This window comes from Bradyrhizobium sp. HKCCYLS3070, assembly GCF_051167575.1.
Lineage (GTDB): Bacteria > Pseudomonadota > Alphaproteobacteria > Rhizobiales > Xanthobacteraceae > Bradyrhizobium.
The window spans coordinates 428,829-453,395 of record NZ_JBNPTI010000004.1; the positions used below are offsets into that span (position 1 = coordinate 428,829).

The following is a 24,567-nucleotide window of genomic DNA, read 5'->3' on the forward strand; positions in this document are numbered from 1 at the left end:
TACAAGCGGCACCAAGAAAGCTCCCCTCCCCCTTGCGGGGAGGGGTGGGGGGTGGGGGTCCACACAAAAACTGCCGCCGGAGTACCCCCCTCCCCACCCCTCCCCCACAAGGGGGGAGGGAGCGCAGCGGGGCAAGCGGCGAGATCAGCCTGCGAACGTGGACAAATACTCCACCACGCGAACGGCTACTCCACCGAGATCGGCGAGAAGTCGATGAACCAGCTCTTCGGCTGCACCACGCCCTTCACCTTCGGGCTCATCGCGCGCGGGCCGACGTCGTGCGCCACGTAGAGGAACGCCGCGTCATCGACCGACGCCGCATGCAGCTCCGCCAGCGCCTTGTCGCGCTCGGCCGGATCGAAAGTCTGGCGCGCCTTCTTCACCAGCTCATCGAACTTCGGGTTGTTGATGAAACCCCAGTTGTTGGAGACCGGCGGCGCCATCGAGGACTGCAGGAAGCGCACCAGCGCAAAGAAGGGGTCCATCGCCGCGTAGGTGACGTTGGTGGCGTTGGCGCCGTTGGCGGACGGATCCTTGGCGCCGCGACGCCAGTTGGTGAACAGCGTGTTCCACTCGATGACGTCGAGCTTGACGTCGAAATAGCACTCGGCCAGTGCCTGCTGCAGATATTCGTTCATCGGCAGCGGCTGCATCTGGCCCGAGCCCGACGCCGACGTCTGCGTCTTGACCTCGAGCTTCTTGTTCGGGCCGTAGCCGGCCTCCTGCATCAGCTTCTGCGCGGCCGCCTTGTCGTACTTGATCTCGAAGGTGACGTTGCCGCGCCAGGGATGGCCCTTCTCGAAGGTTCCGGTCGCCGGCACCATCAGTCCGGCAAGCAGGCCGTCGCGCAGGCCCTCGCGATCGATGCAGAGATTGGCAGCCTTGCGAACGCGGATGTCGTTCCACGGCGAGCCTTCGACGCGCGAGAACTGCCAGGGCCAGACATGCGGCTGCTCGTTGGCGTAGAGCTTGAAGCCGCGCTGCTTGATCTCCGGCAGCGCATCCGGCGCCGGCGCCTCGACCCAGTCGACCTGTCCGGACAGCAGCGCCGCGGTGCGCGCGTTCGCCTCGGGCATCGGCAGCAGGATCATCTTGTCGGCCTTGGGCACACGCGCCTTGTCCCAATAGGCATCGTTCTTGACCAGCTCCAGCCGCTCGCGCGGCGTGAACTTCGCCATCTTCCACGGACCGGTGCCCGAGGCATCCTTGGCGAAGGCGGCCCAGGCGGCTTGCGACTTCGCCTTGTCGTCGGCGCCGGTCGCGGACTCATAGAGTTTCTGCCACTTCGTCGGGCTCGCCATGAACAGATTGGTGAGGTTGATCGGCAGGAAGCTGTCCGGCTCCTTCGTCGTCAGTTCGACGGTGAGATCGTCGATCTTGCGCGCCGATGCCAGCGTCGGCATGCGCGAGGCGGTGACGCCGACCTGGCTCGGATCGAACTGCGGCGCGTCCTGCTTCAGCACCTTCTCGACGTTCCACACCACGGCGTCGGCATTGAACGGCGCGCCGTCATGGAAGGTGACGCCGGGACGCAGCTTGAACGTCCACTTGGTCTTGTCGGCATCGTCGACCTTCCACTCGGTGGCGAGGCCGGGAATGACGACGCTCGGCTTGTCCGCCGACGACAGGTCCCACATCGTCAGCGCGTCGTACATCGTGAGGCCGGTGAAGCGGTTGCCCTCGAAGCCCTGATCGGGCTGGCCGAGCGTGCGCGGAATGTCTGCGGCAGTCATGCCGATGCGCAATACGGTTTCCGCGCCCGCCTGCGCCGGCAGCACGAGGATGGCAGCGCTGGTCATCATGGCGGCCGCAACGGCCACGCGCGTCGTCATTGACGTAGCAATACGCAAAAGCACGATCAAGGTCTCCGATCCGCTGGCTAAACTCTGGGCAGCATTATGCAACGCCTATGCCAGCGGTGCTCCCGATCTCGTGCCTGCGACGCGAGGTCACAACCGTTTGTGCTCGAACGATCCGGTCAGAGGCTTGGCACCCCGATTGCAGGTCTTGCGCGTCGAATTTGATCCGGTTTCAACGGAGCTTCATCTTCATGCGTATCCGATTCTCATTACTCGCCACTGCGCTCGCGCTCAGTCTTTCCGCGGTCGCGGCGCGGGCCGAAACGGTTCTGCGCTACGGCATCTCGATGGCGGACATTCCGCTGACGACGGGCCAGCCCGATCGCGGCGCCGGCGCCTATCAGTTTACCGGCTACACGATCTATGATCCGCTGGTGGCCTGGGACATGAGCATCGCCGACAGACCGGGCAAGCTCATTCCCGGCCTCGCCACCGAATGGAAGATCGACGAGGCCGACAAGACCAAATGGCGCTTCACCCTGCGCAAGGGGGTCAAGTTCCACGATGGCAGCGACTTCAATGCCGATGCGGTGATCTGGAATCTGGACAAGGTGCTCAACGATAAGGCACCGCAGTTCGACAAGCGGCAGAGCGCGCAGGTCAAAACACGCCTTCCCTCAGTCGCGAGCTACGCCAAGATCGACGACTCCACGATCGAGATCACCACCAAGACGGTCGACTCCTTCTTCCCCTATCAGATGCTGTGGTTCCTGATTTCGAGCCCGGCGCAGTACGAGAAGCTCGGCAAGGATTGGGACAAGTTCGCCAGTCAGCCCTCCGGCACGGGACCATTCAAGCTGACCAGACTGGTGCCGCGCGAGCTCGCGGAGCTCACCAAGAATTCCGAATATTGGAACAAGGACCGGCTGCCGAAGACGGACAAGCTCGTGCTCGTGCCGATGCCGGAAGCGCTGACCCGCACCAACGCGCTGCTCGCCGGCCAGGTCGATCTGATCGAGACGCCGGCGCCGGACGCCGTGCCGCAGCTCAAGGCGGCCGGCATGAAGCTCGTCGACAACGTCACACCGCATGTCTGGAACTATCATCTCAGCGTGCTGCCGGGCTCGCCCTGGACCGACATCCGCCTGCGCAAGGCGCTCAATCTCGCGATCAATCGCGACGAAGTGGTCGGGCTGATGAACGGCCTCGCCAAGCCCGCCAAGGGCCAGGTCGACCCGTCGAGCCCGTGGTTCGGCAAGCCGAGCTTCGAGCTGAAATACGATCTCGCCACCGCCAAGAAGCTGGTCGAGGAAGCCGGCTATTCGCCAGCCAAGCCGCTGAAGACGACCTTCATCATCGCGCAGGGCGGCACCGGCCAGATGCTGTCGCTGCCGATGAACGAATATCTGCAGCAGAGCTTCAAGGAGATCGGCATCGACATCGACTTCAAGGTCGTCGAGTTGGAGACGCTGTACACGCATTGGCGCAAGGGCGCCGCCGACGAGATGAACGCCGGCATCACCGCCAACAACATCGCCTATGTCACATCGGACCCGCTCTACGCGATCGTCCGCTTCTTCGCCTCCGACCAGATCGCGCCCGTTGGCGTCAACTGGGGCGGCTACAAGAATCCCAAGGTCGATGCGCTGATTGCTGAAGCCAAGCAGACGTTCGATCCGGCCAAGCAGGACGAGTTGATCGCGCAGGCGCATGCGGCTGTGGTCGACGATGCGGTGCTGGTCTGGGTCGTGCACGACACCAACCCGCACGCGCTATCGCCGAAGGTCAAGAAGTTCGTGCAGGCGCAACACTGGTTCCAGGACCTGACGACGATCGGGGCGGAATAACTGACCGGGCCGGCTGCCGTCGCGCTCGCAAAGAAAGAAGCCCGGCGTTTTGCCGGGCTTCCTCTTCAGCACGATAGCCAGTATTTCATTTCCCGAAGGCGCCCGAGTCAAACTTGTAGGAGGCCTGGAGAAAGCCGCCGTACCGCTCGTAGCTGAAGGTCGTGGGCGACCCCGGGACTCCAGGAAATTGGGTGGTCCCACTGGTCGTCCGGGCGTACCAATAGCGGCCACCGACGCCGACGCTGAAATTTCTCGTCACGTCGTATGACACAATGCCCTCGAGCTGGTAGCCCCAGCCATTTCCAGATTGCGGAAGCGGATTGATGTCGGGCCGCAGCCAGTGATTGTCGAATCCGCTCAGCCGGACATAGGGCAGAACGGCGCCATCGAGGGTGACGTTCCAGTTCTGGGCGAGCTTGAAGACACCGTTCAACCCCACGCGGAGCGAATCCCAGTTCTCGGTCTTGCTGAGCACCAGCACGCCCCCCGCAACAGGATCGAGACCACAGATAAACGGATTGGTCGCGACCTGGGTACATCCGTATGCGTTCACGGTTTCGTAGAAATGATTGTAGCCGACGAAGCCGCCGACCTTGAACGCCGTCCCCCTCCAGAAATTGTAGCCGGCGTCGATCGTGCCGTACCAAAGCCTGCCGCTGTTCACGCTGCTGTCCGTATTCGAGTACGGAATGACGGCCGGCGGGAAGTCTTCGTCGTTGAGCCTGCCGCTGAAGATGTTGCCACCGCCCGCAAAGCCCTTGGCGAAGAAACCCAGACTGTGATCGGCCCTGGCGAACCCCTCGCCGGCATGGCTGTTGAGATTCTTGTAGGTCAGCAGAGAATTGGTTTGGCCAGCGACGAAAGGATCGCCCAACGTGTAGCGGGTGCGGCCCGAACTGTAGAAATAGCGGGCGCCGACCTCGAACTCCCACAGCGAGACCGGCGGAGGCGGCGCCTTGACCGGGAGATCCGCGGCCGACACCGCGCCGGCCCCGAGCACACAAGCCACAGCAGCAATGAGGCTGCCCGCAACTGGTAGAGTGAAACGCTTGATCGCACCCCGTGCCGGCCTGCCTTGCGTCAAACCGGCCGCACTCCCGTCCTCAGAAGACTGCATCGATGCCCCCCATCTACAGCACTTTCTATCTTGAGTAGAAACATGCTACAAGCACGCGCAGTTTCGTGCAATCGGCGCCACATGACACAAGTTGCTTCTTATCCCGCTGTTGCAACCTCGCAACAAACGCGATGCGCTCGACGCCTGCTCGATTGCGCTATCCTTGTACCCGTCCCGCAGACTGGAGCGCGCTATCGTTCGGTCAAGCTCGTCATCCTGTCGCTCGCATTCATCGGCAAGCTCGCGGCGGTGGACGCCCAGACATCATCCAATGGGCCTGGAACCCCCTTCATCCCATCGTCATCGAAGCACGATGCGGGCAAGCTGCCGCGTGCCAAGCGAAGCCTCCCGCCACGGCACTCCACCCGCCCCGTCCCCGGCACGGAAGAGCGCAGCAAGCGTTGCCCGCCCTATTCGGCTTATGTGGTCTGCAAATGATGAGCATACTCATCGCGCGGGCACCGGACCTTGCCAACGAGGCCGCCGCGACATGATGCGACCTCGGGAACGGAGCACCGGCTACTTCGTCAGCAGTGCGTACGCCCCGTTCCAATCCTCGGGCGGCGGATTGACCTGGTAGTTGCGGATGCGTGCGTCGTAGAGATCATAAAGCTTGGCCAAGTCTTGTCCCTGGTCGCTCTTGCGGCCGCGCTCGATCGCGGCCAGCGCCCCTTCCCAATCGCGGCTGCGATAGCTCGCCAGCATCTCGATGGTGAGGTTGCGGAGCAACTGGAAGCGCTCGGAGTACATCACGTCCTCGCGGCCGGCGATGGCGTAGATCACCTCCGGTTCGGTCTTACCCTTGACCATGATGAAGTCGAGCTCGAGAATCGCGAGCCGGTCCTTCACGGCCATCGCAGTCGCCGAGCCGACGATGATCGGAAAGCCGTACTCCTTGGTCTGGCCCTCCAGGCGCGACGCGAGGTTGACGCTGTCGCCAAGCGCCGAATAGTTGAACTTCAGGTCGGAGCCCATGTTGCCGACCACGCCGATGCCGGTGTTGAGGCCGATGCCGACCTTGAGCGGAATGTAGACGTGGCCGCCATGCTCGGCCTCCTGCTCGCGTTCGCCGTTCACCTGATCGATCCGCTCGAGCATGTCGAGCGCCGCCTCGCAGGCATTGATCTGATGATCCTTGTCGGCGAGCGGCGCGTTCCAGAACGCCATGATGGCGTCGCCCATGTATTTGTCGACATAGCCCTTGCGGGCGATGATGGCGTTGGTCAGCGGCGTGAGGAAGCGGTTCATCAGCTGCGTCAAGCCCTGCGGATCGTGCTTGTAGCTCTCCGAGATCGTGGTGAAGCCGCGCACGTCCGAGAACATCACCGTGATCTCGCGCTCCTCGCCGCCCAGCGTCGGCGGCGATTGGGCAAGCTGCTCGACCAGCACCGGCGACAGATATTGCCCGAACACCGAGCGCATCTGCCGGCGCTGATTCTGCTCGCGGACGAAATTGGCGAAGATCAGCGTCAGATAGATCGCCGTCGTCGACAGCATCGGATAGGTGAAGTCGATCAGGAGCCGGTGCTGGGTGTAGAAGTACCAAGACAGGCCAAGCAGCGCGCTCGCGAACACCGCTCCCACGATCACCAGCGTAATGGCGCCGAGCTGCGGAGCGAAGACGATGACGAGCAGCCCTAGCAGGAGCGCGCCAAAGAACTCGACCACGACGCCCCAATAAGGCCGCGCCAGGATCGACCCGGTGAGCACCGACTCCAGCACCTGGGCGTGCACCTCGACGCCCGGCATCGCCGAATAGACAGGTGTTGTCTTGATGTCATTCAGGCCAATCGCGGATGGCCCGATCAGGATCAGCTTCCTCGCGATCTTCTCCGGTGGTACGCGGCCCTCGAGCACGTCGATGGCGGAGACATAGATGGATGGGTCATGATTGGCGTAATGGACCCAGATCTTGCCGTTGCCGTCAGTCGGAATGTGAACGCTGCCCAGCCCGATGCTGGTGATACCGCCTGGATCGGCCTTGACCAGAACAGTGCCGGACCCGGTCAGGACCCGCAGCATTTCGAAGCTCAGCGCCAGCATCTTGATGTCCTGGGCTCGCATGACCATGGGCACCCGGCGGACGATGCCGTCACGCTCCGGCTCGATCGTGAACAGGCCCCGGCCGGCCGCCGCATGCTCGATCAGCGGCACGTTGCGCAACAGCCCCGGGAACGGCTCCATGAAGGGGATGGGCTCCCCTACCATCGCAAATCCGGTCTCCGGCAGCGTCTTGTCGGGTTCGGCCCGCACGTCGCGGCTCGCCGTCTCGCCGAGGACGACGCGCGACCGGCGCAGGGAATCGGCGAGCACCTGATCGTTCGACGGCAGCGCCCTCAGCTTTTCGCGCGTCGCTTCGTCGAGGCTGGGAAAGGTCTCAGCTGCAATCGCGGGATTCAGCCGGTCCGGCTCGGCGAACACGACGTCGAAGGCGATGACAAGCGCGCCGAGCTGCGTCAGTTTGTCGACGATCTCGGCGATCCGCGTCCGCGGCCATGGCCACTGACCGAGCTTGGGGTCGGCGACACTCTTCTCATCGATGTCGACGATGGTGACCGGGCGCATCGTCTTGACCCGGGGGCTGAACGCCTGGAAGTTGTCGAAGGCGCGGAGGCGTAGCTCCTGCATCGGCGCGGGATCGGCAGCGCGCAGCGCCGCGAAGGCGACCAGCAGCAGCAGGCACATCAGGCGCGCAAAGCCGAACTTGCGTGCGAACCATCGAGGAACTGCTCTCAATCGCTTCATGCAGCATCCGATATCACGCCGAGGCGGGCGATCCGAGGCGTCTGATCGTCTCCAAAGAGCGCTCGGCTTGGCAACGCCGGCGCCCGCATCGCAGACGGACGTGCGGGCTCAGACGAGGTGGAAACCGTCGTGATGCGCCTTGAATTGATCCAACGTCACCCCCTTGAGCGTGAGCGTATCATGCACCGCATCGGTGATGACGGTGTCGTGGCCGCCATTGGCCGACTGCGCGGCAGCGACCACCGCTTCGACGCTGGCAAACAGCGAACGATCGAGCTCGACGATGTCCTTGTTGAGATCGAAATCGCCGATCGTGGCGCTGCCGAAATGCGGGTTGAAGACGAAGGTGTCGTTGCCGTCCTTGCCGAAGATCGTCACGCCGCCGCCGACATTGACGAAATTGTCGTTCTGGTCCGTGCCGTTGATCGTCGATGCGCCGTTGCCGGCCAACGTGACGGTCAGCGCCTTGGTCGCAGTTCCGCCTCGGCCGTCGCTGACGTCCGCCTGATAGGTCACGGTCAGCGTGTCACCGGGATTGAGAAAATCCAGGTTCACATCGGCCGGATGATATGTCCAGTGCAGCACCTCGGAGCCGCCATCGGATATCGCGCGGTCGAAGGTGATCGCGTGGGCATCGGCCAGCGCCTGGACATGGGCGTTCGAGGGCAGGCTCGGCAAGCCATTGTATTTGATCACGCCGTTCTGGACCACCGAAGCGGTCAGCGTGTCGCCGACATCCCTGTCGAGCACCGTCAAGGTGCCGGACATGCCGCTCGTCAATTTCACCGGCTGATCGGCGATGAAGCCGGCCGAAACATTGTCGAGCTCGAACGCATTCTGGCTGCTGGCGAGCACCACCTTGTTGAACGGCGACAGGCCGAGAAACTCGACATAGCCGTTCGAGGCCAGCGACGCCTGCCCGCCATTGGCGAGCAGCGGCGCGACGTCGCTGCCCGTGTAGGACGCCACCAGCTTGTTGCCGTTGTAGAAGGAGATGCTGTTGTAGCTGTCGACCGAGCCCCAATACAGCCCGAAGCTGTTCTTGACGCTGTCGAAGGTGATGGTCTCCTGCGCGTGGCTGCCGACGCTGAGATAGTTGGTCTTGTCGGCGCCGTCGGCCATGTAGGGCGCCGCCGACACCGGGGAGGAGCCGTGCACGATTCCCGCATTGCCGCTGGCCGTGAAGGTTGCGTGCAGCGCCTCGCTGTAGAAGCTGCCGTGACCGCGCCCGTTGTCGGAGATCGAGCCCTCCGACACGCGATCGAACGTCTCGGTCGGCATGCCCTCGGCATTGGTCTTGGCGGTGCTCGCCAGCACGGTCGCCCGCTCGGCCAGGACGACGGTCTGCACGGTCGGATTGGTCTCGCCGGTGATGACGGGCGCGTCCTCGGCGCCATTGACCGTGATGGTCACGGGCACGTTCTGAACGCCGCCGTGGCCGTCGGCGATCTCGATTGTGTAGGTCAGCGTCACGTGCTGGCCGGCTCCGAGATAGTCGAACGCCTTGTCGCTGGCAGCGAAGCTCCAGGCCTGCGATCCCGCACCGTTGCCGGACTCGGTGAGCGCACCGAGTGACAGCCAGCTCTTGAGCACGGTCATGTCCGACGGCAAGCCGCCGTCGTTGCCCGAGGTCGCGACGTCGCCGATCACCTTCAGGACATGCGTGTCGGTGACATCCGCGTCCGTGAAGGTGATGGTGCCGCTCGCGGTGTCGGGCAGATCCGAGCCGGACTTGGCCGCACGCTCGGCGACGTCGGCCGCCTGCGCATCGCTCGTCACGACCGGCAGATCGTTGGTGCCAGTGATGGTGATCACAATGTCCGAGGCCACCATACGGCCCTGGTGATCATCGACCTGAACCGTGGTGGTCACCATAACGGTCTGGCCGGCGCCGAGAAAATCCAGCTTCCCGTCCGCAATGGCATAGGTCCAGTCGATCTTGCCATTGTTGGCGTTGCCGCCCTGGCTGAGCTGCAGGGCGTGTTCGAGCGCAGCGATCTGATCCGAGTTCAGCTGATTCGACAGATCGGTCTGCTGGTCAGACGCAGTCCAGGTCACGCTTTGCGTACCGATCGATGCGGTCGGCCGATCGGTCAGGTCGACATCGGCGAAATGAATGCTTCCGCTGGCGCTCTGCGGATCGGACGCGCCCGTCTGCGCTGCCGCTTCCGTGATCGCACCCGGCCGGCCGGCATCTGTGATCACCGGCGCAGTGTCATCAGCGATCAGGGTGATCAGAGTGCCACCATTCGCGTCTTTGCTACCGGCGAAATGCAAGTCGCTGAAATCGCCGACAAGTGTGAGGGCGATGCTGTGCCCTTGGCCATCGACGACGGTAAGCACGCCCGTGTCCGAATCGTAGGTCGCCGTCGTCGCCGCGCTCCACTTGATCGTCTGCAGGTCGATCTTGTCGTCAACGCCGAGGCCCGCGAGTTTGGCGGAGAAGCTGGCGTCGTCGATGACGATCTCACTGCTTCCCTTGCCGCTGAAGTCGATCGTCTGTTCGATATGGCCGTCAATCTTCAGGATGGCGTCGGCATCGACCTTGATCTGGCCGGAGCCTTGGACATCGCCAGTGATCTCGAACGTACCGGCCGTGATCTCGATCGTGCCGTCGTTGTAGATCGTTCCGCTGAGGCCGCTCGTGCCGCTCGCCGTGATCGTGCCATGGACATGCAGCTCACCATCGCCGCTCACCTTGGTGTCGGCGAGATCGAGGTAGGCGCCGAGATCGACGGTGAAGACGTGGAGATTCTCGACGTCTACCCCGCTCAGCGTCACGTGACCGGCGATCTCCAGCGTGCCCGCGATCTGGATCTTCAAGGTGCCGCCGGTGAGCGTCGTGCTCCCGTCGAGCACCAGCGTCGACGGGACCGGCGTCTCACCATCCTCATCGATGATGATCTGACCGTCCGTGTTATCGATGGTGACATTGTCGAACGTGGTCGCCGCCGCGGTCTCGACATGCACGATGCCGTGGTTGACGAGATCGCCGCCGGTGATCGTGCTGCTCTCGATCACTAGCAGCGCGCCGTCGTCCACCTGGACTGTGCCGGAATTGTCGACGGTGACACCGGCCAGGGTCGCGGTCTCGTCTGCAGCAACCTCGAGCGTCGAGCCGTCGCCGATCGTGATGTCGACATCGGTCAACGACGCGCCGCCCTGAACGGTCAGGATCGCCGTCATTTCCGCAAGCGGACCGGTCTCGCCGATCAGCAGCTCTCCGCCAGCGACGGCGCTGCCGTCGATCGTGCTGTCGCCGTCGACGGAGATCGTCCCATCGCTGGTGATAGCGCCGCCGGCGATGCTCGTGCCGCTCAGAGAGAGAGCACCAGCCAGCGCAATGGTGATCGCGGCGGCGTTCGCATTCGTGATCGTCTCGTCCTCGAACGCATTGCCGCTGCCGGACACGGCGATCGTGTCGAAATTGTCGAGCGTCCCGCCGATCAGCGCGGCGTGGCCGATCAGGGCCACCGCTCCGCCGGACTCGTTGATCAGCGTGCCGCCGCTGACGCGCGCCTGTGACAGGGTCAGCGTTCCGGCGTCTTCGACCGTGATCGTACCGTCGGTATTGTCGATGCTGGTGTCGTTGGCGAGCGCAAGCGCGCCACCCGCCTTGATGTCGATCAGGCCGACGTTCGTGACGATCTCGTTCGAGATGGCATTTCCGGCGCCAGACACGTCGACCGCGCCGAAATTGGTCAGCTGGCCATTGCTGATGTCGGCTCCGCCTTTCAGGACGAGCAGACCGTTGGCCTGCGGCGGCGTTTGCCCGTCGTTCTCCAGCGTGCCAAAATTCTGAACGATCGGCATTCCCTGGATCAGGATGGTGCCGCCATCGATGCTGCCACCCTCCAGGGTCAGCGTCGCGCCCAGGTCGACCTGGATGAGGCCGGAGCTGTCCTCATCGGCGTTCGCAACGTCACCATGCACGGTCAGCGTACCGCCGGACAGCTCGATCGTTCCGGTGTTGAAGATGCCGGCGTTCGCCCCGAACACGCCGCCGCCAGCCAGCAGCACGGTGCCGGCATTGTGGAACTCGCTTTGTTCGAGGATCTGCGCGGAGCCGCCGACGGTGATCGTCGCACCCGAGAAGTTGTAGATGAGCGAGTCGGCCTTGGCCGTCAGCGCGCCGCTGATCGTCAGCGTGCCGTTATTGTCGAGCTCCGGAACGGCGCCGCCGCCGAAATCATTCAGCGTGACCGATTTGGCGTAGGCGTAGGCGTTGTCGTCGACCGTCACCGGAAAGGCCGGCGTCAGGCCGTGCAGCTGATCGGTGATGATGATGACGTCATCATCGGCGGTCGGAGCCAGACCGGTTGCCCAGTTCGCGCCGTCGCTCCACAGATGAACCTGCCCCCCGCTGCTCTCGCCAGGCTGCGTCGTGGCGATCCAGACCACCGCCGGATCGTCGGTGCCGGTGATCGTCACCGTGACCGTCTGCGTCGATGTCGCGCCTTGCGAGTCCGTCACGGTCACGGTGTAGGTGAGCGTCAGCGTCTGGCCTGCGGGAATGAAATCCGCGACATAGACCGGCAGGTTGGCGAAGCTCCAATTGATCTTGCCGGTGCCGCTTCCGGTGCTGTCGGAGGCCAGAGACGCAGTCAGGGCCTGTTCGAACAGCGCGAACGGGGCCGGCGGAATGCTGCCGCCGCCCTCCAAAACCGCGCTGGTCAGCTTCGCCGAGACGGTATGGCTGTCCGTGAGATCAACGTCCGTGAAGGTCAGCGTGCCTGAGGTCGGATCGTCCGATGTCAGCGGGCCGCCGGGCACGCTGGTGCCGCCCTCGAACGCGATGGTCTGGACGCTCGCGACGATCTCGGGCTTGTCGTTGGTCCCCGTCACGGTGATCGTGATCGGGACCAGAGCGAATTCGTTGGACGGCGCAAAGTTGTTGTCGACGCGGACGATGTAAGTCAGCGTCAGCGTTTCACCTGCCGCCAAAAAATCGAAATACTTGTCGGGAACGCTGTAGGTCAGCGTCGCCGTGCCGAAATTCTTGTTGTTCGGATCGGGCGTGACCGTGATCTTCACCGCGGTCGCCAGGACGTCCTGCAATTGTAGGGCATTCAACGAGGCCGTGACGTCGGCCTGCTGCGCGCTCTTATAGGCGTAGGAACTGAAACTGACGGACACCGTCGGCCGGTCGATGCCATTGACGTCGACGAAATTGACGCGACTGAGCACGGCGTCGAGATCGGCGCCGTTCCCGGTCTGACCGGCGCGCTCCATAATTCCGAAAGCCGTCATCAGCCGGCCGCCGGTATCGAGAATCCTGACTTCCGGCGGACCCGGGATGTGCGACAGCTGCTCGCCGGTCTGGCCAGTCCCGGTCGTCGCGCCGGTGTCGTCGACCACGCGGATGATCGGCGTCGCGCTGGTGCCATTGGGCAAGGTCAGCGGCGTCAGCGTCTGCGGCACCCCGATGTCGGTGAAATGGGTCGTCGACTTCGGATTGCTGTTGTCGGTGAACTTCAGCGTGAAGACGTCATTGATGAGCTTCTGGATGTCCGGCGTGAGCGGGACAGCGCTCTGATTCACGATTCCGTTGCTGATCTGGATCTGCTGTCCGGCCTGATTCACCACAGCGATCGGCTGCAGCGTCGTCTTGTCGAACAGGACGTAGGAGCCGGTGTGGCCATCGGGCTCGACCAGCACCTGGAACTTGGCATCGGGCAGACTGCCCTGCCCCGGCACCGTGAAGTCGATCTCGACCAGCACGGCCGTGCCGCGAATGCCCATGGTCGCCACGGGCGTGTCGACCTTCATGTCGCCGTGCTTGGCGGTCTCGCCGGCCACGAACGAGATCGTGCCGGCGACGAGGCTGATCAGCGAGGAATTGTTCGACCCGTTGGGGTCGTACACCATTTCATTCAGCACCATCCGCGCATTGGACGACAGGCCGAACACGGTGCCGTCGATGAAGGTGATGCCGAGCGTCGAATCCGAGCCGGACTGGACGACATCGCCCTTCTCGACGTTGTCGCCGTTGTGAAGGAGGATCGAAACGCCGTTGCGGATGACCGTCGCGGTGCCCTGCAGCTTGGTCACATGGCCGATGACCTTGCTCACGCTCGCGGCCGCCCCGGCCTGGCTGACCTGCACCGCGCCGGAGAGCGCGTTGACGAGGTCGCCGGTCAGATGCGCGCCGTCCGGCGAGGCCAGCGGCGCGCGTTTCTCGCCCTTGAAATAGTCCGGCAGCACCATCTCGCGTCCGTCGGACGACAGGATCAGGTCGAGACCAGACCGCTTGAAATCGGCATTGAACAGAAAATGCGCGTCCGGAACGACGATCGCGTCGGTCGGCGCATGGGCATGCGGCGTCTCCAGCCGCACGTGACCGTGCGAAGAGGCGCCCCGGCCTTCGGAGAAAAGCGCGGCGTCAGAATTGCCAGCGTAATTCAAGGGGCCACCGACTATGGTTAATGAATACATAAGAATGAGTGTTCAAGGCGTGCATATCACTGGCAAGTGTCTGGCGGAACCACCTTCAGCTTGTGCTTCAGATGGCCAAAAACAGCAGCTTCCGCGGGATCGCTACGATGTTGTCGAGTTTCTGCCCTCTTTAAAGCTAGCCCGGGCTGAGACTTGCTAAGTCAAAATTCACCTCTCTTCAGAAAACAAAAGTAATTCCAAGTATTCATAGGCCATCCAATACCTTTGCCGACATCAACATCCGCACCGGCTTACCCCTGACAACGGATTTCAAGTGGAGGACTGCGGGTAGGAGAACAAGAATCGACGAATTGCATCAATTTGGCAGGAGCTGCGGCTGAGGTCGAAGCACAACTTCACCGCGAACCCTCCAGACCTTCGCGACCATCGTTCAGCTTTCGCTAGGATTTGTCGCATCGGAGCAACACAACGTTCAGCGTAAATCCTGCGATTTGGTCGCCGGATTGCCGGTTTTAAGCAGAGGCCAAGCCTCCGCACCCATGCTGACCCCCAACAAGCATCCGGTTCCGTCAGGCGCTGCGTCGCGCCGGCCGAGATCCGGGCACGGGGCGTCACATGAACTTTCTCGCGTTGATGCGCGCATCGCTGGCGGCCGCGGCCGCCAGCGCCGCCATATGGATCGGCGGCCCAGCGGGCGCCGGTCCTGTCGCGCAGCCATTGGGGTTCGCAACCGCCATCGAGGATACGGCCGAGCCATTCGGCCTGCCGCGGGTCGGCCTGGAAGCAGGCCCGTTGCGCGACAAGTGGTTGGCGCTCGCGCGCAAGCTCGAAGACGAGCGCGTGCAGCTTGCGCTGTGCGATGGCGACCGCGAGCGCTGCGTCTCCCCTGCCGCCCTCAGCCTGCTGGCGATCGTCGATCAGGGCCGTCTCCGGGCGGGACGGGCAAGGCTCGGCGAGATCAATCGGGCGGTCAATCTGGCCATCCGGCCGGCCAGTGATCTCGCTCAATATGGCCAGGTGGACGTGTGGGCCTCCCCTCTCGCTACCTTCGAACGCCGTGCCGGCGATTGTGAGGACTACGCGATCGCCAAGCTCGTCGCGCTTCGGATGGCCGGCGTTGCCATCGACGATCTGCGGATCGTGATCCTGCACGATGTCGTCCGGGACGAGGATCACGCCGTCGCGGCGGCGCGCCTCGACGGGCATTGGCTGATGCTCGACAATCAGCGCATGGCGATGATCCAGGACAGCGATGCGCGGCAGGTGCGGCCGTTGTTCGTGATCGACGAGACCGGCATCTCCCGGTATCAGGCCTTGCCCCTGATGGCGGAGGTCCGGGCGCTGTCGCCTGAGGGGACGGCTTCCGTGAACTATTGACGATCGCGCATCGTTGCCGCGTGCCCACAACTTGAGACGTGGCCGGGAGTTCACGGGACGAGGACGGCAGGAATGCGGCCAGTGCGCCGACGGAACCGGCCGGCACCGAAGGACACGATGCGGCGGCTCGTTCACCGCGCCGCAACGAGTTGCATCCACATTGCAGACGCGAACCGAACGAGGCGATAGTGCCGTCATGACCCCAGGCAGCCCCGCCCTCGCCGTGCGAGGACTGACGAAATGTTTCGAGCGGCCGGCGGTCGATGCGCTCGACCTCGTGGTGCGCTCGGGTGAATTCTATGCACTGGTCGGCCCGAACGGCGCCGGCAAGACGACGACGCTGCGCATGGTCGCGGGCCTGCTGCGGCCGGATGCCGGGCGGATCGAGATCTTCGGCATCGATGCGCTGCGCGACCCGATCGCGGCCAAGCAGGTGATGGCCTGGGTCTCCGACGAGCCCATGATCTACGACAAGCTCACGCCGCTCGAATATCTCGAGTTCGTCGCCGGACTGTGGGGCATCGATCCGGCGACCTCGAGTAACGCGGCAACCGAACTTCTGGTCTCGCTCGGGCTGGAGCCGCATCTGCACGAGCGCTGCGAAGGCTTTTCCAAGGGCATGCGCCAGAAGGTCGCGCTCGCCGGCGCGCTGATCCACGACCCGCGGCTGATCATCCTGGACGAACCTCTGACGGGCCTGGACGCGGTGTCGGCGCGGCACGTCAAGGGCCTGCTCGCCGAGCGCGTCCGCCGCGGCGGCACGGTGATCATGACCACGCACATTCTCGAAGTCGCCGAGCGCATGGCCGACCGGATCGGCGTGATCGCCGCCGGGCGCGTCGTCGCCGAAGGCACTCTGGCCGAGCTGCGCCAGCAGAACGGACGCACCGACACCAGCCTGGAGGAGTTGTTCATCGCGCTGGTCGACGTCGAGTCCGCGGCATGACGCGGGCGACGACGCTCGCCTGGTTCGCCCGTCACGAGCTCCGGCTCGCCTGGCGGGAATGGCTCGGCATGATCACGGCCGGCAGGCGCCGCCGCACGCGGGCCGCCATCATCGGTCTCGTGCTGTTCGGCGCCCTCATGCATCTGCCGGCCTGGGTCGTGGTCGGTCGCTACGCCGATCTCGAGCTGCCGCTCGACAAGACCGCGCTGATCGTCATCACCGCGACCATCATGCTGTCCTGGGCGCTGATGCTGTCGCAGGCGATCGAATCCGTCACACGCGTGTTCTACGCCCGTGCCGACCTCGATCTCATCATGTCGTCGCCGGTGCGGCTGGCCGAGATCTTCTCCGTCCGGATCGCGGCGATCGCGCTCTCCGTGACCAGCATGGCGCTGCTGCTCGCGACCCCCTTCGTCGACGTGCTGCTGATCGAGGGCGGCACGCGCTGGCTCGCGGCGTTCGTCGTGGTCGCAGCCGTCGGCCTGTCGGCGGCCGCGGTCGCCATTGCCATCACGATCGTCCTGTTCCGCCTCATTGGTCCGGCGCGAACGCGGCTGGTCGCCCAGATCCTGGCTGCCGTGATCGGCGCCGGCTTCGTCATCGTGCTGCAGATCGCGGCGATCGTGTCCTATGGCACGCTGTCGCGCTTCGCCATCCTCACCTCGGATGCCGCGGCCGCCATCGCGCCCGATCCCGACAGTCTTGTTTGGCTGCCGGCTCGAGCGGCGCTCGGCGACGGCCAGGCGCTGCTGATCCTGCTGGCCGCGGGCCTGTTGTTGCTCGGCGTCGTCATGATGGTGTTCTCGCCGCGCTTCGCCGACACCGCGATCCGCGCCGCGGCCCAGGGCATCTCCAGCCGCGCCGGCGCACGCGTCAGGTCGTTTCGGGGCGGCTCGCGGCAGCAGTCGCTGCGGCGCAAGGAGTTCATGCTGCTGCGGCGCGATCCCTGGCTGATCTCGCAGACGCTGATGCAATTGCTCTATCTGGTGCCTCCGGCGCTGCTGCTGTGGCGCAGCTACTCCGACAGCTCGCAGGCGGTGTTCCTGATCACGCCGGTCGTCGTGATGGCGGCGGGCCAGCTCGCGGGCGGCCTCGCCTGGCTCACCATCTCCGGCGAGGACGCGCCCGAGCTGGTGGCGACGGCGCCACTGCCGGCGACGCGCATCGTGCGCGCCAAGGTCGAGGTCGTGCTGATCACGATCGCGATGATCTTCGCTCCGCTCGTGCTTGCGCTCGGTTGGGTCGCACCGGCGCAGGCGGTGGTCACGGCCGTTGCCGTGCTGGTCGCGACCGTCTCCTCGACGGCCATTCAGCTCTGGTTCCGGATCCAGGCGCGTCGCAGCCAGTTTCGCCGCCGCCAGACCTCGTCGCGGCTGGCGACCTTTGCCGAGGCGTTCTCCTCGATCGGCTGGGCGGCGACCGCGGCGCTGGCGCTCGCGCTGCCCGAGGCCGCCATCGTCTGCGGCCTGATGACCGCGGGCCTGTTGCTCGCGGCCTGGAAGCTGAGCCCGGCGCGGACCTGAAGCGTTCAGCGCAGCAGCTCCGTCACGGCGGCGGCGAACGCCGCCGGCTCTTCCTGCGGCAAATTGTGGCCGGCCCGCGCGATCACGCGATGGCCGATCCGGTTGCTGAACTTCGCAGCATGCGCCTGGCCGTCCGTTGCCGGGATCACGCCGTCGGCGTCGCCATCGAGCGTGATCGTGGGCACGGTGATGACGGGCAGGGTCGCCAATCGCCTCTCCAGCTCCTGATAGCGCGGATCCCCATCGGCCAGCCCGTAGCGATGCCGATAGCTGTGGATCACGACATCGACGTGATCGGGATTGTCGAACGCCTCCGCCGCGCGCGCGAAGGTCGCATCGTCGAAGCGCCAGTGCGGCGACCATTGCTGCCACAGCAGCCGTGCGATGTCGGCGCGGTGGGCGGCGAGCCCGGCGCGGCCGCGCTCGGTCTGGAAGTACCACTGATACCAGAACGCGAACTCGCGCGGCACCGGCGCCGGCTCCAATGCCCGCGCGATGTCCTGGATCAGATAGCCGTTCACGGAGACCAGGCCCGTGCAGCGCTCGGGCCACAGCGCCGCGCCGACGCAGGCGGCCCTGCCACCCCAATCATAGCCGGCGAACACGGCGCGCGGGATCGCCAGCGCATCCATCAGCGCGACCAGATCGGCGCCGACCGCGGCCTGCTGGCCCGAGCGCGGCGTCGATGCGTCGCGGAAACGGGTGGGTCCATAGCCGCGCAGATAGGGCACGATGACGCGGCAGCCCTGCGCGGCGAGACGCGGCGCGACCTCGACATAGGAGTGGATATCGTAGGGATAGCCGTGCAGCAAGATGACGACGGGGCCATCGGCCGGCCCGCTCTCGACATAGGCAATGCGGAGCACGCCTGCGTCGATTTCCCGCAACGGCTGCAACACCCGATCCGTCATGCCATCTCTCCACGTCGTCGCGCCGCGCTCTCGAGCCGCGCGTTGCGCCGAGGATAGTTCTGATCCGGATTCCCCGCTACACTCACACGCGCTGTTGAAGGGGAACTGCCATGCTGCGCTCGCTGGTCTCGCTGCTTGCCGTCCTGGTCGCGTTCGCATCGCCCGCTCTGGCGCAATCGGGGCCGCGCACCAGCGAGTGCCTGGCGATGGCCGGCAACCAACCGCGCGCGATGCCGGTCAGCCTGCGCCGGACGGCGGCTGCCGGCAACGAGGTGACGATCACCTATGCCGGCCACTCGACCTACTTCATCGACACGCCGATGGGCATCCGCATCGCGACCGACTACAGCGGCGCCTATCAGGTCGGACGGCTGCCCGACGTGATCACCATGAACCGCGCGCATTCGACGCACTACACGCTGGCCCCCGATCCGCGCATCCCGCATGTGCTGCGCGGCTGGGGCGACGACGGCAAGCCGGCCCAGATCTTCGAGCGAATCGGCGACGTGCTGATCCGCAACATCACCACCGACATCCGCCGCTATTTCGGAGATTCCATCGGCATCGACATGATCAAGGACGGCAACTCGATCTTCATCTTCGAAGTCGCCGGCCTGTGCATCGGCCATCTCGGCCACCTGCACGTCAAGCTCGACGAGACGCATTTCGCCGCGATCGGCCGGCTCGACGTGGTGATGGTGCCGATCGACGGCACCTACACGATGTCGCTCGACGGCATCTCTGAGATCACCAAGCGGCTGCGCGCCTCGGTGGTGCTGCCGATGCACCGCTTCGCGACGCCGCTCGACGAGTTCATGCGCAAGATCGGCCAGCAGTTCGAGATCGACCGCCGCGCCGAGCGCACCTTGAAGATGTCGCGCGAGCTGCTGCCACAGGTCCCGACCGTGATCATCCTCGACGGCGTCTAGGCGCCCGCAAGGCTGGTGCCGCGGCGGCCTTCCGGCGTCAGGAACATGCGCTTGAGCTTGTTGATGACCCGCACCGCGAGGCCGAGCACGTAAGGCTGCGTCTTCAGGCAGAAAGCGAGCTTCTTGACGTGGCCCTCGACATGCCATTTGGCATGCGCGCCGTCGCGGAAGAAGATCACGTCGCCCGGCCCGTAGCGCTTCGCCGGCATGCCCTCGCTCTCCAGCGTGATCGCGCCTTCGAGGATCAGGATGGTCTCGTCGAAATCGTAGTACCAGTTGAACTTGCCCTCGGTGCAATGCCAGACGATGGTCGAGCCCAGCCCGTCGCTGCTGCGCGCGATGGTGCAGGAGGTCGCGGTCGGACTGCCCTCGATGATCCAGGACGGCTCGATCGGAGCGGGCGCCAGGTCGACGGTGAGATTGGCGGTTTCGATCAAGGACGGAGACATCTTGGACCTCAAATGCATGGGACTGAAATGACCGGGCGAACGCCGGCATGAGCCTGCGACCGTAGCCGATTGCACCTAATGGCTGCTTTCCGCAGTCGTTAAGATTTGAACCAACCGCCGCGACCAGCCGTCGCATCACAAACACGCAAGCGCTATAAACTTCACGCGAACGCCGCAATTTGTTCGCGGCCTCGCCAAACCTGCTGATCTACTGTTTGCTCGCACTGCAAGATGCGGACAGGCGCCCCTCCGGTCGCCGTGCCCATCCTGCGCCGTGCCGTCACCTTTAAAGATTTGCCGCCTTCGCAGAGATAAGGATTTCCCAGGATGCGCCGACTGAGCCTCGCACTCGCCCTCACGCTGTCCGCCGCCGCCCTTGCAACCAGCAGTCTCGTCATGGCGGGCGAAACGCCCGCCCCCGAAAACGCCAAGGCCTACTTCATCAACCTGAAGGACGGCGACACCGTCTCCTCGCCGGTCCTGATCCGCTTCGGCCTGTCCGGCATGGGCGTCGCGCCGTCCGGCACCGAGGCTCCCAACACCGGGCACCACCATCTGCTGATCGACGCGCCCGCGCTCGAGGGCGACGCACTCAACGAGGCGATCCCGGTCGATGCCGGCCACGTGCATTTCGGCAAGGGCCAGACTGAAGCCTCGGTCAATCTCACGCCGGGCAAGCACACCTTGCAGCTCGTGCTCGGCGACTGGAGCCACATCCCCCACAACAAGCCGGTGATGTCGGAGCGGATCACGATCGACGTGCAGGCCACCACCGGCAGCGCCAAGCAGTAGGCAGGTTCGATCGACGACGACACCGCCGCGAGCATCGCTCGCGGCTCGCTTCGGGCCGGTGCACGCGTGGCGCCGGCCCGTCATGCGTCAGGCCCACTCGCCCTTGCGGAACACCGGGACGCGGCGGCCATCTTCATGGAGGCCGTCGATGTCGGTGTCGGCCGCGCCGATCATCCAGTCGATGTGGATCAGGCTCTGGTTGCCGCCCTGGGCGGCGATCTGCTGCGGCGACAGCGACGTACCGTTGACGAAGCATTTGGAGTAGCACTGGCCGAGCGCGATGTGCGAGGCCGCGTTCTCGTCGAACAGCGTGTTGTAGAACAACAGGCCGCTCTTGGAGATCGGCGAGGAGTGCGGCACCAGCGCGACTTCGCCGAGCCGGCGCGCGCCCTCGTCGGTGTCGAGCACTTTGTTCAGCACCTCTTCGCCCTTCGAAGCCCTCGCCTCGACGATGCGACCCTCCTCGAATCTGACCTGGATGTTGTCGATCAGCGTGCCCTGATAGGACAGCGGCTTGGAACTGACGACGTGACCCGACACACGGCGGCAATGCGGCGTCGTGAACACTTCCTCGGTCGGAATGTTGGCGTTGCAGGTGATGCCGTTCTTGGCAGTCGAGGCGCCGCCCTCCCATTCATGGCCGTCGGCGAGACCGATCGTCAGGTCCATGCCGGGTCCGGCGTAATGCAGCGCGCTGAAGCGCTGGCCGTTGAGCCACTCGGTGCGCTCGCGCAGCACCGCGTTGTGGCGCTCCCAGGCAGACACGGCATCCTCGCGGTCGACACGCGACGCTGCGAAGATCGCGTCCGCGAGCTTCGCCACCGCGACCTCCTCCGGCACGTCCGGGAAAACCAGCTTGGCCCAGGACGGGCTCGGATAGGCGATGATGTTCCAGTTGGTCTCGAAATTGGTGATCTTTTCCAGCGCCGGCTGATAGGCCTTGGAGTTGGCCTTGCTGGCGCGCGCCACCTTGGCCGGATCCTGGCCGGACAGCAGCATCGGATTGTCGCCGACGATGGCGAGCCGCGCGGTGTTCTCCGAGAACGCCTTGGCCATGCCCTGATAGAGCCAGTCGGCGGCGCGATCGAAGCTGTTGTCACGGCCAAAACGGTAGCGCGCCAGCGTCAGCTCCTCGTCGGAGAAGAACGAGGTCACGATCCCGGCGCCGGCCTTGTAGGCGTGCTCGGCGACCTTGCGCACCAGCGGCAGCGCCACCGACGGCGCGGTCAGCAGCAGATCCTGACCCGGCTGCAATTGCAGGCCAACCTTCACCGCCACCTCGGCCAGGCGGTCGAGCTTGACGGGATCGATGGCAGTATCGACGCTGCTGAAATGTGCGGTCATCAGGGGATCCAGTTCCGTTTCTTTGCGGTGTTGAAGAGATAGGCCAATCGATGGGGCGGTCAATGGCGAAGGGGAGACGGCTCCTGCATCGCCTCTCCGCCCTCGTCGCCGTGCAGGGCATGGCCCGGACAACTGCCGTGAAGGTGTTCGGAGACATAGCCGACACCTCAAAACGGGCCCTATGGATCCGCATCAGTCGCTCTCCAAAGCTAAGCCACGAGCTCGGTGCCCCCCTCCCCTGGAGGGGGAGGGTCGGCTCGCGGTGAGCGAAGCGAAACGTGAGGCGGGGTGGGGTGATCTCTCCACGTGCACAAGCGCTCGCGGAGAGATCACCCCACCCCGCTCGCCCGCTTCGCGTGCGACCGACCCTCCCCCTCCAGGGGAGGGTGGGCACCGAGCCATTGGCGCCGTCGTGATCAACAATTTTGAGGCATATGGGATGTGCATATGGGGATGTGCGTCCGTAGCCTCGCGGCGCCCCGGGCGTCCGAGTGATACAGTGGTCTCACCCTTTTCAAACGAGAGGGTGCAGGGAAGGCCGGACCTCGACTGAGGCCCGTGGCCCGCCTGCTCAAAAAATGCAGGCGGCAGGTACCACAGGTCCAGCCGGACGATCCGGCCCTCCCTGCGCGATGGCGCTACGGCTGCTTCGCGTTCTCCCCGGTGCGCCGGGCTTTTTGGTCACCGTCACCCACGCGGCGCCATTGGCGCCAGCGCAGGCTTGATACTGGCATCGGAGTATCAGGACCACGCGACTTGACCGTGCGAGCCGATGTTGTTCGTCCGCGCGAATGACCACGCTGCAAACCGGCCCGCCCATCACATCCCACCTCCACGCTTCGTGACGACCGCGCAGCGCCCCTCGTCGATGAGGCGGGACAGCGACAAACAATCATGATTTTCCGAAATTGCCAAGCAGGATATTTTTCCTGCCGGGACTGGACAGCCCAAATCAGCCTGAACTTGCTCGTGAAATCGGATTCCGGACGCAGCGGCGGTCGGGCGGATATGAAGCCTCGACAGGCTTGTCCGATCTCGGCGTGAGGGGCATGAGTCGCCCGACGAGCGGCATTCTGATTGCGTCAGTCCTCGACGCGCAACCCATCACCATCGACGTACCAGTCGGCACGTGACGCCCAATGCACGTGTCGATCGGGAGCGGCGCCGAGCGGCTCGTCGAAGCTCCCGGCGGGAATGATCACCTCGCGGCCGCTGCGCGTCAGATGCGGCATCGGGCTGCCGCAAGTGCTGCAGAAGGCGGTGGCGAAGCTGCGCGCCTGCGGCAGGTCGAACCGTGTGACGGTCGCCTTGCCCCGCATCCAGCGCAGCGCCGACGCCTTGACGATGACCTCACAGGAGTGCGCCGTGCCGCTGGCCTTGCGACAGCGCGAGCAATGGCAATTGAGGAAGTTGTCGAACGGCCCATCGACCTCGAAGCCGACCCGGCCACAGAGGCAACTGCCGCGGAACGTGGTCATGACCATCTCCTGTCGTGGTCTGGAACGGAATGCCCAAGAGCGCGGCACGCGTGGAGGATGTTACTTATCCTGATTGCATCTTTGTGGCTATTAGGACGACTGAAGGCCAGCCGCGGTCGCCGCGCTGTTAGTAGGTAGTCTGATCTTCCCAAGGCGGAACATTCATTTGTTGTGAGTCATCCTCGACGCAGAGAGTCAATCATTTCGAATGATTTGGAACCAGTCCGAGCGGGCAGCGCCGTCCCGCATTTGCATGGCTCGGGGGGCGATTCGGTCACTTTGAGGACATGTTTGGACGTTGATTGGCGCGCGGCAGGGGGATTTCACAGTGTACAGGAGTCCTCCGAATGTACCGCGTTGTAATTGTCGTCGCCGCATTGCTGGCTCTCTCCGTTCAAGCCGAGGCCCGTCCTCGTCACCATCATCATCACTACTCGTACCGTCACCATCACTCCTTCATGAACGCCATGGCCTCGATCCCCGGCGAGGGCCGCGTTGTCGGTGGCCGGCCGTCGGGATGCCCGCATGCCTTCTGCGGCTGCGAAGCGTCGCTCTACACGTTCGGCCGGGTCATTCCCGAGTTGAATCTCGCATCCAACTGGCGTCGCTTTCCACGCGCGGCTCCCGCACCGGGCATGGCGGCGGTCCGCTCCGGCCACGTCATGATCCTGCAGCAGCAGGTCGCCGGCAATGTCTGGTATGTGCATGACGGCAATTCCGGCGGTCACGTCACCCGCGAGCATCCGCGGTCGATCGCCGGCTACGCGATCGTGAACCCGAACGGCGGTTCCACGATGTTCGGCGCAGCGGCTCGTGTCACGCGCGAGGCCCGTGCGCCGAGATATCAGCGGTTCGCCCGCAATGCACGCTCCGACGGCTGGATGGCCAGCGCGGCGCCGATGGCCTTCAACTAG

General features: G+C 64.6%; 15 protein-coding genes. 7 read left to right on the forward strand and 8 right to left on the reverse strand.

Annotated elements, in window-relative coordinates:
• Positions 1–185: 185 nt before the first annotated feature.
• Positions 186–1,832, reverse strand: a complete 1,647-nt coding sequence (locus ACQR03_RS17050) for an ABC transporter substrate-binding protein (RefSeq protein ID WP_409977920.1) — start codon at positions 1,830–1,832, stop codon at positions 186–188.
• A gap of 218 nt (positions 1,833–2,050) precedes the next feature.
• Between ACQR03_RS17050 and ACQR03_RS17055 the strand changes: the two genes are divergently transcribed.
• Positions 2,051–3,646, forward strand: a complete 1,596-nt coding sequence (locus ACQR03_RS17055) for an ABC transporter substrate-binding protein (protein WP_315713710.1) — start codon at positions 2,051–2,053, stop codon at positions 3,644–3,646.
• Between the two features lie 85 nt (positions 3,647–3,731).
• Here the strand turns inward: ACQR03_RS17055 and ACQR03_RS17060 are convergent, their stop codons facing one another.
• The 3 genes from ACQR03_RS17060 to ACQR03_RS17070 form a co-directional block, all read right to left on the reverse strand.
• The gene (locus ACQR03_RS17060; RefSeq protein ID WP_316172706.1) at positions 3,732–4,763 is read right to left on the reverse strand and encodes a hypothetical protein; all 1,032 of its coding nucleotides are present in this window, start codon (positions 4,761–4,763) and stop codon (positions 3,732–3,734) included.
• 519 nt (positions 4,764–5,282) lie between these two features.
• Positions 5,283–7,508, reverse strand: coding sequence for a CHASE2 domain-containing protein (locus ACQR03_RS17065; protein WP_316172707.1), 2,226 nt, complete (start codon positions 7,506–7,508; stop codon positions 5,283–5,285).
• Positions 7,509–7,616: 108 nt separating this feature from the next.
• Positions 7,617–13,913 (reverse strand): Npun_F0296 family exosortase-dependent surface protein, encoded by a 6,297-nt coding sequence (locus ACQR03_RS17070; protein ID WP_434841748.1) that lies wholly within the window; start codon positions 13,911–13,913, stop codon positions 7,617–7,619.
• Between the two features lie 606 nt (positions 13,914–14,519).
• Here ACQR03_RS17070 and ACQR03_RS17075 point away from each other — a divergent pair.
• The 3 genes from ACQR03_RS17075 (at position 14,520) to ACQR03_RS17085 (ending at position 17,750) form a co-directional block, all read left to right on the forward strand.
• Positions 14,520–15,281 (forward strand): transglutaminase-like cysteine peptidase, encoded by a 762-nt coding sequence (locus tag ACQR03_RS17075; protein ID WP_434841749.1) that lies wholly within the window; start codon positions 14,520–14,522, stop codon positions 15,279–15,281.
• Between the two features lie 196 nt (positions 15,282–15,477).
• Positions 15,478–16,227, forward strand: a complete 750-nt coding sequence (locus tag ACQR03_RS17080) for an ABC transporter ATP-binding protein (RefSeq protein WP_315812507.1) — start codon at positions 15,478–15,480, stop codon at positions 16,225–16,227.
• Positions 16,224–17,750: a permease gene (locus ACQR03_RS17085; RefSeq protein ID WP_434841750.1), complete on the forward strand. Its 1,527-nt coding sequence runs from the start codon at positions 16,224–16,226 to the stop codon at positions 17,748–17,750. The genes ACQR03_RS17080 and ACQR03_RS17085 overlap by 4 nt, the downstream gene beginning before the upstream one ends.
• 5 nt (positions 17,751–17,755) lie before the next feature.
• Here the strand turns inward: ACQR03_RS17085 and ACQR03_RS17090 are convergent, their stop codons facing one another.
• A complete protein-coding gene (locus tag ACQR03_RS17090; RefSeq protein WP_316193489.1) occupies positions 17,756–18,661 on the reverse strand; it encodes an alpha/beta fold hydrolase in 906 nt (301 codons plus the stop codon).
• A gap of 110 nt (positions 18,662–18,771) precedes the next feature.
• Between ACQR03_RS17090 and ACQR03_RS17095 the strand changes: the two genes are divergently transcribed.
• Positions 18,772–19,590 (forward strand): MBL fold metallo-hydrolase, encoded by an 819-nt coding sequence (locus tag ACQR03_RS17095; protein WP_315713702.1) that lies wholly within the window; start codon positions 18,772–18,774, stop codon positions 19,588–19,590.
• Here the strand turns inward: ACQR03_RS17095 and ACQR03_RS17100 are convergent.
• Complete coding sequence (locus tag ACQR03_RS17100) at positions 19,587–20,039, reverse strand: cupin domain-containing protein (RefSeq protein ID WP_434841751.1); 453 nt, start codon at positions 20,037–20,039, stop codon at positions 19,587–19,589. The two genes, ACQR03_RS17095 and ACQR03_RS17100, sit on opposite strands and share 4 nt — an antisense overlap.
• Before the next feature lie 327 nt (positions 20,040–20,366).
• On the opposite strand from ACQR03_RS17100, the gene ACQR03_RS17105 reads away from it, so the two are divergent.
• Positions 20,367–20,831, forward strand: coding sequence for a DUF4399 domain-containing protein (locus tag ACQR03_RS17105; protein WP_315754975.1), 465 nt, complete (start codon positions 20,367–20,369; stop codon positions 20,829–20,831).
• 87 nt (positions 20,832–20,918) lie between these two features.
• On the opposite strand, the gene ACQR03_RS17110 is transcribed toward ACQR03_RS17105, so the two are convergent.
• Both ACQR03_RS17110 and ACQR03_RS17115 read right to left on the reverse strand, forming a co-directional pair.
• Positions 20,919–22,175: an aminopeptidase gene (locus tag ACQR03_RS17110; RefSeq protein WP_434841752.1), complete on the reverse strand. Its 1,257-nt coding sequence runs from the start codon at positions 22,173–22,175 to the stop codon at positions 20,919–20,921.
• A gap of 1,082 nt (positions 22,176–23,257) precedes the next feature.
• Positions 23,258–23,653 carry a GFA family protein gene (locus ACQR03_RS17115; protein ID WP_434841753.1) on the reverse strand — a complete coding sequence of 132 codons (396 nt, stop codon included), beginning with the start codon at positions 23,651–23,653 and terminating at the stop codon, positions 23,258–23,260.
• A 347-nt stretch (positions 23,654–24,000) separates the two neighbouring features.
• On the opposite strand from ACQR03_RS17115, the gene ACQR03_RS17120 reads away from it, so the two are divergent.
• On the forward strand, positions 24,001–24,567 hold the full coding sequence (locus tag ACQR03_RS17120; RefSeq protein ID WP_315825903.1) for a hypothetical protein: 567 nt from the start codon (positions 24,001–24,003) through the stop codon (positions 24,565–24,567).